The sequence below is a fragment of the Desulfobulbaceae bacterium genome (assembly GCA_015231515.1).
In the GTDB taxonomy this organism is placed as follows: domain Bacteria; phylum Desulfobacterota; class Desulfobulbia; order Desulfobulbales; family VMSU01; genus JADGBM01.
The window spans coordinates 22,166-32,863 of the sequence record JADGBM010000026.1 but is presented as its reverse complement, the minus strand read 5'-3'; the positions used below and the strand labels follow the sequence as shown (position 1 = coordinate 32,863).

The following is a 10,698-nucleotide window of genomic DNA, read 5'->3' as shown; positions in this document are numbered from 1 at the left end:
AGTCTTTAGGGGTGCTGGACTCTGAACAACTTTCTAGTTAAGTAGCTCATTGCATGTTTTTGCTATATAACGGTGTCACCTATATCCCCTTATAATAGGCTCTAAGCCATGACTTTTTGACGCATCAGCACATTGAGAAATAGATCTGTCCCGGTTTCCTCAGGTTTTACTTAATAACAAGATCAACCTGCATGGCAATGTTGCTCATGTCCTTTCCTGAAGTGCTCCCTTCTTTTAATTGTACGACTTTTGGTTCAAGAACAAATAGCCTTTCGGCTTCAACTTTCCCTGAGGCGATAAGATAGTTTTTGACATTGGCTGCTCGCTCATGGGCGAGTAGCCGAAGGTCTTCTTCTGAGGCCTGAATGTCGGCGAGTATCTGCTCTTTAATCTCGCTATGTGACAGGTTCTTTTCAGGGCTCTCTTGTTTGATAAAATCAGTGAACTTGCTCCAGGTTTTAGCCCCCTTCGATCTAGTGTCTTTTTGATCAAGCATCTCCCTTTATGCCATAAATAAATATTGTGGATATTCCTCTTCGCTGACCACAATATCTTCTATATCTGGAAGCGCATCTTTGCTGAAGGCATTTTTTTGTTGATCTTTGGCTTTCTGAAGTTTGATCATTTTTTGAAAGCGTAACTCTTCGATAGCTTGTCCGTCCTTCTGCGGATCAACTTTTCCGACTATGTCCATCCGCAGACCTGGTCGTTCGTAGAGGACTGAGGCTATTTGTGTCAGGTTGTTAGAATGCTCATCTGAAATACTTGCCAAGCCAGGCTTGAACGGTACCAATTGTAAATCTTCTCCGTCAGGTATCAAAGCACCTAAAAGGGCAAAGGGTGAGGTTACAGCTTTAGTGATAAGATTAAAGAGAACCTTTACCACAACGCTGGCAATGCTGAATTGAGGGTCATCAAGGTTGCCCTGAACCGGGATGTTCAGGATGATTTCACCGGATCTGTTTTTTAATAGGGCAAGGGCAAGGTGAATCGGCAGACTGACAGCATCAGGGCTTTCAACAGTCTCACCTAAGGTGAACTGGTCTAAAAAGAGGTGGTTCTTGGCTAAAATCTCTCTCCCCTGGACAATATAGTGGAGGTTCAAGGTCAACTTGCCTTTATCGGTTTTATAGCCGAGATGTTTACCTGTATATGGAGAAGTGGGGCTCAGGTCAATATCATGGAAATCAATTTTTAGATCGGCAAACAAATCCTTAGCAAGTGGGTTTATTGACCCTGAAATGAGAATAGGTGAAAACTGATTGAGTTTGCCTTCGAATTTAACATCGGCCTGAGTTGCTACCTTTGAAGATAAACCAGTAACAGTACCGGAAAAATCACTTAGAGATGATGCGTAGGCTGGCTTGATTTTATTATCGATAAAGTCGAATTGGCCCTTGTCTACGGTAAATTTCTTAATGGTGATGTCTTTAGCCGCTGGTTGGTCAGCTTGATCTTGAGAAGCGGGTACCTGCGATGGGGGAGTTGAAGGTGGTTTTTTTGTGAGTTCTGAAAGGTTGATAGTTCCCTGGTCGGAAATCACGATTTTTGCGTAAGGCTCGTCCCATTGAACATCATCAATCACTAACCTGAAGGGGTCAGAGATAAAGGCCAAAGACAGACTGATTTTGTTCCAGCGGGCGAGATCTTCTCTGAACTTTGTATCTATGGAGGCAAAATTGTCGATGGCTCCAGTGCCGGTAAAGTTTAAAACGGGATTTTCCGAATCTGAATGCAGCGTAAGTGTTCCACTGGAAGAAAGACTGCCGTCAGTAATCAGGACATTGAAGAGTTCATCAACGTAGGCTTGAAAGGGCTTGAATCCAACCTGGTTGACCTCCGTCTCAAGTTCAGCTGATACGGGTGATATGCCAACCTTTCCACGTGCTTTGATTGAACCGGCACTGTTGAGTTCTGTTGAGAAATCGATGCTGCCGGGAGGGCCGGTTGTGGAAAAACCTGCCAGCTTTATCGATATGTTATGGGCGCGAAGTGTAGATGGTTTGGCAAGGCTCTGATCCAGAAATATCAGCTCATGATCTGAAAAATTGGCTGAACCTAAAGAGATGGCCCATGGGGCTTGCGACTGTTCGGAGGTGTCTGGGGCGAGAGGTTTTGTGCTTTCCTGCTTTTCGCTTGCGGTTGGTTCTATAACAAATGAGTTGACGTTAAGTAGGCTGTTCTGGTCGCGAATGACAGTAAACAAAGCTTTTTTTGAAGTAAAACTTTCAAGATGCATTGTTTTTTTGGCAAGATCGATTTGTCCACCGACAAGAGCAAGTTCGGCAAGATCAATAACAGGCTTGCCTTTGTCTAAGAGTTTAAAGTTTTCAAGCAGAACAGTACTGTTCTCTAAAAGGAGTTTCGGACTGTTGTCTTGAGATATCGAGACGCTGAAATCTGTTGAAAAATCGAGTGATCCGCTTGTTATTTCGGGCCTCAACAGGGCATTGGCATAGGGCATATATTTAGGAAGGCTAACCTTGCTGACCCTGACATTGCCGTTTGCTGCCAGTGGGTTGAGTTGAACTGTGCCGGTGCTGGTGATTGTTTCCGATGTTTCTGTTGAAACCGAGAGATCGTAACTGGCCGTTTTACCCTGTGCCGTGTTGAAGTTCTTCACTTGAACATTGAAAGGCTGGAGTATGGTTTCAAAGGAATCAACAGTCTCGTCTGTATAGGTAAGCTGCCCGTTGACCAGAGAGATAGTATCGATGGCAAGGTTAAACGGGTTGGAGTGATCTGGTTCGCCGGATATTTCAACTCCTTTATTTTCTTCGGGGGGGTGAGGCGTGGACTCGTTTGCATCAGGAAGCAGAATGGTCAGCGGCAGAATCTGTTGGTCTTTGGTGCGTTTCACAATAAACTTCGGGGCTTCAATCTCCAGCTTAGAGATGTGAACTTTAAGGTCGAGAAGATTTGATGCCGCGGTGGTGATGGTAATTCGGGGCAGTTCAATATAGCGTTTCCCCTCTTGGTCAGTAATGGCTATTTCTTTAAAGACTATTTCTCCGGTGTAAGAAAGGGTGTTTGTGGCGCTATTATTTTGTGTGGATGTAAAATCAAGATTTCCATTGATGTCGAGAAGGCACGACGACAGGACTGCCTTTGTGGGGTTCGGTAGATAGGCAACATACTCGGCAATATTAAGGTTTTTGATGTCGATATTGATGTCGCTTTCGCGTGAGGTTGCGAAAGGTTTTGTTACACCATCTAAGGCAAAAGGGGTGCCGTTCACGTTTGCTGAAAAGGTGGGCTGGATAAAAGTTTCAATATGATAGGGTAAGTTTGAAATGCTGGCCAGAGCCAAGTTCAGTTGTGAGATTTGATGGGTTTTTTCTTTTGGCTGGTCAGAAAATGAAATATCACCGCCGATAATTTCAATATTGTTTACTGAAAATAAAAATGGGGATGCGGGTTTGGTGGCAGCTGTTTCCTCTGAATTTTTGGGTATCAGATCCGAGAAGCTGTAGGTGGAGTCGTTGATGCGACTGAAATTGATCGTTGGAGTCTTGAGCATCACTGATTTAATAATCAAAGCGCCTTTAAATACAGAGACGGCCTGGAGATCGATGTGCAGTTTTTCAAAACTAACAAGCGGACCAGTTGCTTCTTTTTTGAGAACCTGAAAGCCTTCAATTGTTGCCGAGAGAGTTAGAGGGTTTAGCCGTATCTTATTGACGGAAACATCTCTGTGCAGAATGGGGGGCAGTTTCTTCTCCAGAGTGAGTTTGATGATTGGTGGGAGAATTAGAAAGCCGACCAGAGCATAAAGAGTGAAACCTGTCAGAACTGAAAGTGCTATTTTTTTTGGGCGAGAGAGCATTTTGAGGCGCTGAAAAAAGGACTGTTTGTTTTGCATGGTCTTCCTCTCAGTATCGAGCGTGTTGCGAACTATCTCTTCAGTTGTGTGTCATTACTTGAAAAGTGGTATCATTTCATATTATACATATTGCATATATTTGTAAAACACAGTTGTTTGATGAGTAAATTAACGTGAAAATGACGATTGGTCTCATCAATGCCTGGTCGGATAGAGTTTTTAATTGGTTTGCGTGTTTTAACTTTGAGAAAAGGGGGAGTTGTATGGAGATAGCTCGAAAAGTTTTTGTTTTAGTTTGTTTGGCTTTTATTCTGGCGATGCCTGGACTTTATGGCTGTCAAACAGTTTACTATGGTGCAATGGAGAAAATGGGCGTTCATAAACGCGACATTATGATGGATCGAGTGGCCGAAGCCCGCGATACCCAGTCTGAAGCTAAAGAGCAATTCAAATCAGCTCTCCAACAATTTACAACGGTGCTGGGGATTAAAGGTGGTGATTTAGAGGATAAGTACAATACGCTTAATGAAACCTATGAGCTAAGTGAAAAAAAGGCTGAGGCTGTACATGACAGAATTCAGAAAGTTGAAAGTGTCTCAGAGGCTTTGTTTGATGAATGGAAAAGTGAGTTGAAAGAATATTCAAGTGCAGCGCTCCGCAAAGACAGTCAGCAAAAACTTGATGCAACTCGTACGCATTATGCCAAGCTTATTTCTGCCATGAAAAAAGCCGAGAAGAAAATAGCACCCGTCTTAAGCGCCTTTAAGGATCAGGTTTTGTATCTTAAGCATAATCTGAATGCGCAGGCTATTGCTTCGCTGCAGAATGAACTGGTGGCTGTTGAAGGTGATATTGTTCTGCTGGTTAAGGAGATGGAAGCCTCTATAAAAGAGGCTAATGCGTTTATAGAAACACTAAAAAAATAAAGGTTGTTTAAATCTTTCTTAAAGGAGCCTTGTTATGGACATTGTACGAATTATACTAGCCATATTTCTTCCACCTGTCGCTGCGTTTTTAACGGTTGGTATCGGGTTTCAGTTCTGGATCAATATTGTTTTAACGCTATGCGGTCTTCTGCCTGGCTCTGTTCACGCTCTATGGCTGGTGGTTAAAAAGAAATAAGAGACTAATAGATTCCAGGAGAACTGAGCATGAAAGAAGAACTTGCCAACTTAGAGGGTTTATATACCGTTGCCATTGAGTTTGCTGTGAAATACAGTTTTCAGATATTGGGTGCACTTATAGTTCTTGTTGTAGGGCTTAAACTGGCGAGTTGGGTTGCGGCGCTGGTTATTCGACTCTGTGAAAAGCATAACCTTGACGTGACCCTCAGTAAATTTACCGGCAGTGTTGCTAAAATGCTGGTTGTTGTTTTCGTTGTTATCATTACCATCGGCCAGTTTGGGATTTCTGTCGCTCCTCTTGTGGCGGCAGTCAGCGCCCTCGCCTTTGGGGCCAGTTTTGCGATCCAGGGGCCCGTGTCGAATTATGGTGCTGGATTGTCAATTATCATTAGTCGGCCATTTGTGGTTGGTAATACCATCTCAGTTCAGGGGGTTACCGGCATTGTCAAGGAGATTAAACTGGCCGCGACCGTTTTAACAACAGAAGATGATGAGCAGATCACCATACCGAACAAACATATTGTCGGTGAAATTATTCATAACTCATTCGCTAATAAAGTGGTTGAAACGACAGTCGGAATCGCCTATCACCACGATCCAAATGAGGCCGTTTATCGTATTAAGTCAGCACTCGCCAACTTGGAAGATGTTTGTCAGGATCCTGCACCTCAAATTGGGATTGATGAGTTTGGCGACTCTTCGATTAATATTGGGATTCGTTTTTGGGTGCCCACCAGGAACTATTTTCAAATGCGCTTTTTGGCCAATGGTGCAATTTTTACGGCGTTAAAGGAGGGGAACATCTCAATTCCCTTCCCTCAGCGCGAGGTGGCAATCATATCGTCACCTGAAAAAGTGGTTTAATCAGTTATGAGGTCTGTTGTTGGTCACAATGAAACTTTATTTGAGGAGGAGCACCTGTGGAGATAATTAAACGTATTTTTGTCGCATTGTGCGTGGTTATTTTTACCGTTGGTATCGTTGCATGTGAAAAGGAAGGTGCCGCAGAAAAAGCTGGAAAAGAAGTCGACACTGCTTTTGATGCGGTGAAGAAGAAGGCTGAAGAGTTGAGTAAGTAAGAGTTGTTGTTATAGACCATAAAAAAAGGCATAGACCGCAAGGTCTATGCCTTTTTTTTATTTTAAACTAAGGTGTTATGGTGAAAATTTTCAATTCGATTGAATGATTGCGTAAACCCGTCTGTTTTTCTGGCGTCCTTGGCTAGTTGTATTATCGGCCTCAGGCCGTGAAAAACCATAGCCTGTTGTTGTGATCCGGTTGCCCCATAAACCGAATTCACCGACTAGGTAGCGTCGAACGCTTTTGGCCCGACGGATTGACAGTTCCTCATTATACTCTTTGGAACCGTAGTTGTCCGTGTGACCCTCAAGGGTGACCGTCAGGTTGGGGTATGAGGTCAAGAAATCAGCAAAATCCTGTAACTCCTGCCGATACTGAGGGCGAACTGTATCCTTATCAAAGTCGAATTCAACCCGAAGTTCGATTGTCACACTGCCTTCAATGGGAAGGGGACACCCGTACTGATCAACCTTGATTCCGTAAGGTGTGCCAGGGCATTGGTCTTTAGAGTCGTATACCCCGTCACCATCAGAATCTTTATCGTCATCTGCCTTTTTGATTGGGCAACCAACTGCATCGACAGGTGTTCCTTTTGGTGTTCCAGGGCATTGATCCATGCTGTCAAAAACACCATCGCCGTCTGAATCTGTAGCCTTTTCAAGGAAAATTCGTTCAACAAAATCTGCCATACCCTGAGGACTTTCTATGGATGCATAATCTGTGGCAAATCCGCACTGGGTGGCGTTAGCTATCTGGGTCATAGTTGCTTTGCCGGTAGAATTGTTGCCAATCAGAACGGTGTAAACACAAATCCTGTCGCCGTACGTTGCTTTAAGCTCTGTGGCAGCTGCAAGCGGAGGATTGCCAACATCCTCCGCATCACTGATCAAAATAACCGCGATTTTTCCTTTGCTCTCAGCAAGGTTGCTTCCGGCAAGCTTAATGGCTTGCGTCATTGGGGTGTTGCCTGACGGTGAGGAGACTTGCTGTAGTGCATCGCCAAAGGCTTTACGGTTATAACTAGTCATGCCGTAAGATAGTTTGCTGCCATTACCACGGCCAATGGCTGTTGGGCCAAAGACACCAAGGCCGGATTGCAGATCAAGATCCGGAATGGTCTGGTTCATACGGTTGGCAATGCGCTTGGCCTGTTTAAACTTCATCTCCTGGTTATAGTCCAGAAACATCGAAGATGAGGCGTCAAAGAGAAGCAGGAAGTTGTCTGTTTTTTTCTGATACTCTCCGGAGCTTACTTTGTCGTTTAAATTGATCGGAGTAAAGGATGGTTCCGGCTGGCTTGAAAGCATGGCACAGGAAGTAAGTAATAGACTGATAAGTAAAGCTGATAAGAACCTTGTTTTTGGATTTTTCATATGGCACCTTTTTTGAGATAAGTTTTAAATTTACGTATTTTAAACAACATTTTTTTCTACAAAGAGATGAACATCTTGTTGAGGGTACGGAATATTAAGACCCGCGGCATCAAACTGAAGCTTGATCTGCTCTGTTATTGAGAAGCGTACATCCCAGTATTCTTCGGCATTAACCCATGGCCTGACAATAAAGTTAACACTGCTGTCGCCGAGTTCTGATACCGCAATTTTAGTTGCCGGGTCAGCAAGTATTCTCGAGTCATCAGCAATAATTTTTTCAAGAACTTTTCGTGCTGTTCCGATGTCATCTGCATAGCTGATTCCGGCCACCAGGTCAATTCGTCTGGTTGGGTTTGCTGTGACATTGGTTATCACACCGCCCATGATGGCACTATTGGGGATGATTATCTTCTGATTGTCCGGGGTAGCCATTTCAGTGTTAAAAATACTGATCTGATTTACTGTGCCGCTAACACCAGCAGCGGTAACAAAATCACCGATTTTAAATGGCCTGAAAAGTATGAGCATAACACCGGAAGAAAAATTGCTTAATGAGTCTTTCAGGGCCAGACCAATAGCCAGGCCGGCCGCACCAACGACAGTGAGAAAAGATGCGGTGTTGATGCCGAGTTGGTTAAGTGCCGCGATGAGAACGGCGATAAGCAGGGCATAATAAATAATGTTTTTCAGAAAGCTGACAAGGGTTATTTCGACCTTGTTCTTCTCGAGAATTTTTGAAAACATCGAGGATAGGCGAATCGCCAGCCAGCGGCCGATAATAAAAATGAGGAGTGCGGCAATAATTTTACCTGAATACTGGATGAACCAGTCGGCGATGATTGGCAGCTTGTCTTCCATGAGTATCTCCCTTGTTCATTTTAATGATAACTGCATTTTACGAGGAATTAATACCATAGTATTGTAAAAAAATATAGATAATTTGAGGCCGGATTTTGCTGGTAAGTGTATGTTTGAGTCTGTAAACAATTAAATATCTGTTAAATATCTTGCTTGGGGTTAAGTTTTAGCTGTATGGTGGAACGGTGTGTTAAGCAGGTGATGGGCGAAGTATATTAAATGCGATATTGTTATCCGCAGCTATTGAATTGCCAATTACGAACTAAATAATAGGGTAGGGAACTGTAAAAAACAAGTGAAAAGGAGCACATGATGGGAGAAAAAATTAAAAGATACGGATTGTGGATGTTTTTTGGGGTTCTTGCAGTTCTCGGGCTGCTGCCAATTGATAGTACTGCTCAAGTGAAGAAAAGTCATGAATATGGTGAAGTTGTTTTGGATAAAATGGTTAAAAACAAAGGGCAAATGCCTGTCGTTTTTCGCCACTGGAACCACAGGGCAAAGCATTCATGCCGTTTATGCCATGTTGATATCGAATTTGAAATGGCAGGAGAGACTGAAATAATGGAGGAAGATAACAAAGATGGTCGCTATTGTGGTACCTGCCATAATGGGAAAGAGTCCTTTGATATCAGTGAGTGTTCAAAATGCCATCCTAAGGATACCAATGATGCCAAAGAGAAAGAACGCCGTGCCAAGAGGGCGTTTTTCGAATTTAAGAAGAATATGCCTAATGCCAACTACGGCAACAAGATTGACTGGAACCAGGCTGAAGCGGCAGGTACCATAGTTGTTAAAGACTATATTGAGGGTGTAACGTTTGATTCTGAGAACAAGGTAAGTAATCTCAGGGATGAACCAATTGCACCAAAACTGCCCGGGTTGCCGGGAATTATCTTCTCCCATAAGCTGCATGTGGCCTGGAATGGCTGCGGGATGTGCCATCCTGAACCTTTTGCACTTGAAACAGGTAAAACGGAAATGAGCATGAAGGAGATCACGGAAGGAAAATTCTGTGGTATATGCCATGGTAGTGTCGCTTTTCCTCTTAATGATTGCAACAATTGTCACTCAACGCCTGTGAGTCAGTAACGGTGCGAGAGCAGGAGAGAAAAGTTGGAGTGCTGAGGTATATTTGCAGCTGTGTCGGCATTTTTTTAATTCTTCTCACTTCGGGTGGCTGTATCGATGAACTCATCGATCAGAGGCCACCGGGTGCAGTTATTCGGCACAAGAAATATAGCAAACCTCCTCTTTCTCGTGCCGAACTCGATAATTTGCTGCATATGGCTATGTATAACGGGCGCCCTGATCGTTATGGTGTTTTAGTTATGCGGGGTCGAACTGAAAAGAGGGGGGTGGATCCGGTTGTTTTTTCACATGCCACCCACAGGGTCGAGTATACCTGCCGCGTATGTCATGTTGAGCTTGAGTTCAGCATGAAAAAGGGAGAGAGTGGTATCACCCGGGAGGATTATCTTGATGGGCGATTTTGCGGGGCCTGCCATAATGGCAAGATTGCTTTTTCAGTTGAGTTTGCTTGTGATCGGTGTCACCTCAGTAAACAAAAATTGAACGCCGTCTATTCCAGTCCTGAATATGAAAAACTGGCGGCTGACCTCCCTCGGCTGACCGACGGGGATAAGATAGACTGGGTAAACGCTATCAAGACATCTGTTATCAGGCCAAAGAATATTCTGAGCGCTGGTGATGAGCAGACATCGTTACCCTTGCCTTCTAATTTGTATGAACCTTTAAAGTGGTATACAAACGTCTCGCGTATTCATGTCTCGTTTCCACATAAGGAGCACATAGCCTGGCTTGACTGTTCGAATTGCCACCCAGACGTGTTTAAAATTGAAAGTTTTGGTACCGAAGAATTTGATAAGGAAAAAAACCTTTATGGCTATTATTGCGGCATGTGCCATATGACAGTTGCATTTCCAATGAATAGCTGTAGCCGCTGTCATCCAGGCTTGTCAGGTAGATTTAGCAATTAATAACGGCCTTATGGGATGTTTTGCGTTTAATAGAACTTAAAGGAGAGGAGTTGTTATGAAAAAAAATGTTGGTACCATTGACATGGCTATTCGTCTAATTGTTTTCGCCTGCCTCGTTTATATCGGTTACTTTGACAATCCAGTTGTGTCCGCAGGAACCTCGAAAACAATTATCAAGGTTCTAGCCTTTGCCCCCTTATTGACCGGATTGTTGCGGTTCTGTCCTCTGTATGCTGTAATTGGACTTAATACCTGCTGTGAATGCAGCAACAAAAAGAAATAAAGCCTTGATGTATTCGTGAAAAGTCCGATTTTGGCAATTTTACCCAACCTAACATATTGAAATCATTGGGTGCGATTTTTCGGTTTTGGACTTTTTACGAGACTACCCCCCAAAAAAAAGGCATCGTAAAAAATACGATGCCTTGAAGTAGAATATG

At 43.5% G+C, this 10,698-nt stretch carries 11 protein-coding genes; 7 read left to right on the top strand and 4 right to left on the bottom strand.

Features of this window, described 5'->3' with window-relative positions; all coding sequences use genetic code 11:
• Window positions 1-166: 166 nt before the first annotated feature.
• A complete protein-coding gene (locus HQK80_06385) occupies window positions 167-496 on the bottom strand; it encodes a hypothetical protein (protein ID MBF0221842.1) in 330 nt (109 codons plus the stop codon).
• Window positions 497-502: 6 nt separating this feature from the next.
• Entirely contained in the window at window positions 503-3,862 is a 3,360-nt protein-coding gene (locus HQK80_06380) for a DUF748 domain-containing protein (GenBank protein MBF0221841.1), read from the bottom strand.
• A gap of 224 nt (window positions 3,863-4,086) precedes the next feature.
• On the opposite strand from HQK80_06380, the gene HQK80_06375 reads away from it, so the two are divergent.
• Genes HQK80_06375 through HQK80_06360 form a run of 4 tightly spaced genes read left to right on the top strand, consistent with a single transcriptional unit; the run spans window position 4,087 to window position 6,026 of the window.
• On the top strand, window positions 4,087-4,749 hold the full coding sequence (locus HQK80_06375) for a DUF2959 domain-containing protein (protein ID MBF0221840.1): 663 nt from the start codon (window positions 4,087-4,089) through the stop codon (window positions 4,747-4,749).
• Window positions 4,750-4,783: 34 nt separating this feature from the next.
• Window positions 4,784-4,945 carry a YqaE/Pmp3 family membrane protein gene (locus HQK80_06370; GenBank protein ID MBF0221839.1) on the top strand — a complete coding sequence of 54 codons (162 nt, stop codon included), beginning with the start codon at window positions 4,784-4,786 and terminating at the stop codon, window positions 4,943-4,945.
• Window positions 4,946-4,974: 29 nt separating this feature from the next.
• Window positions 4,975-5,811 carry a mechanosensitive ion channel family protein gene (locus HQK80_06365; GenBank protein ID MBF0221838.1) on the top strand — a complete coding sequence of 279 codons (837 nt, stop codon included), beginning with the start codon at window positions 4,975-4,977 and terminating at the stop codon, window positions 5,809-5,811.
• A 56-nt stretch (window positions 5,812-5,867) separates the two neighbouring features.
• Window positions 5,868-6,026 carry a hypothetical protein gene (locus tag HQK80_06360; GenBank protein MBF0221837.1) on the top strand — a complete coding sequence of 53 codons (159 nt, stop codon included), beginning with the start codon at window positions 5,868-5,870 and terminating at the stop codon, window positions 6,024-6,026.
• Window positions 6,027-6,116: 90 nt separating this feature from the next.
• Here HQK80_06360 and HQK80_06355 read toward each other — a convergent pair whose 3' ends face one another.
• Window positions 6,117-7,400 carry an OmpA family protein gene (locus HQK80_06355; protein MBF0221836.1) on the bottom strand — a complete coding sequence of 428 codons (1,284 nt, stop codon included), beginning with the start codon at window positions 7,398-7,400 and terminating at the stop codon, window positions 6,117-6,119.
• Window positions 7,401-7,439: 39 nt separating this feature from the next.
• Complete coding sequence (locus HQK80_06350; GenBank protein MBF0221835.1) at window positions 7,440-8,258, bottom strand: mechanosensitive ion channel; 819 nt, start codon at window positions 8,256-8,258, stop codon at window positions 7,440-7,442.
• 312 nt (window positions 8,259-8,570) lie between these two features.
• On the opposite strand from HQK80_06350, the gene HQK80_06345 reads away from it, so the two are divergent.
• The 3 genes from HQK80_06345 to HQK80_06335 are packed head-to-tail and all read left to right on the top strand — an operon-like array spanning window position 8,571 to window position 10,541.
• Window positions 8,571-9,350 (top strand): hypothetical protein, encoded by a 780-nt coding sequence (locus HQK80_06345; protein ID MBF0221834.1) that lies wholly within the window; start codon window positions 8,571-8,573, stop codon window positions 9,348-9,350.
• Between the two features lie 29 nt (window positions 9,351-9,379).
• Window positions 9,380-10,258, top strand: a complete 879-nt coding sequence (locus HQK80_06340) for a hypothetical protein (protein MBF0221833.1) — start codon at window positions 9,380-9,382, stop codon at window positions 10,256-10,258.
• Window positions 10,259-10,313: 55 nt separating this feature from the next.
• Window positions 10,314-10,541, top strand: coding sequence for a DUF2892 domain-containing protein (locus HQK80_06335; protein MBF0221832.1), 228 nt, complete (start codon window positions 10,314-10,316; stop codon window positions 10,539-10,541).
• Window positions 10,542-10,698 lie beyond the last annotated feature (157 nt).

What these genes read in the sequence shown, in the direction of transcription:
- HQK80_06385 (MBF0221842.1), bottom strand. Translation starts at nt 496, where the DNA reads ATGCTTGATCAAAAAGACACTAGATCGAAGGGGGCTAAAACCTGGAGC.
- HQK80_06380 (MBF0221841.1), bottom strand. Translation starts at nt 3,862, where the DNA reads ATGCAAAACAAACAGTCCTTTTTTCAGCGCCTCAAAATGCTCTCTCGC.
- HQK80_06375 (MBF0221840.1), top strand. Translation starts at nt 4,087, where the DNA reads ATGGAGATAGCTCGAAAAGTTTTTGTTTTAGTTTGTTTGGCTTTTATT.
- HQK80_06370 (MBF0221839.1), top strand. Translation starts at nt 4,784, where the DNA reads ATGGACATTGTACGAATTATACTAGCCATATTTCTTCCACCTGTCGCT.
- HQK80_06365 (MBF0221838.1), top strand. Translation starts at nt 4,975, where the DNA reads ATGAAAGAAGAACTTGCCAACTTAGAGGGTTTATATACCGTTGCCATT.
- HQK80_06355 (MBF0221836.1), bottom strand. Translation starts at nt 7,400, where the DNA reads ATGAAAAATCCAAAAACAAGGTTCTTATCAGCTTTACTTATCAGTCTA.
- HQK80_06350 (MBF0221835.1), bottom strand. Translation starts at nt 8,258, where the DNA reads ATGGAAGACAAGCTGCCAATCATCGCCGACTGGTTCATCCAGTATTCA.
- HQK80_06345 (MBF0221834.1), top strand. Translation starts at nt 8,571, where the DNA reads ATGGGAGAAAAAATTAAAAGATACGGATTGTGGATGTTTTTTGGGGTT.
- HQK80_06335 (MBF0221832.1), top strand. Translation starts at nt 10,314, where the DNA reads ATGAAAAAAAATGTTGGTACCATTGACATGGCTATTCGTCTAATTGTT.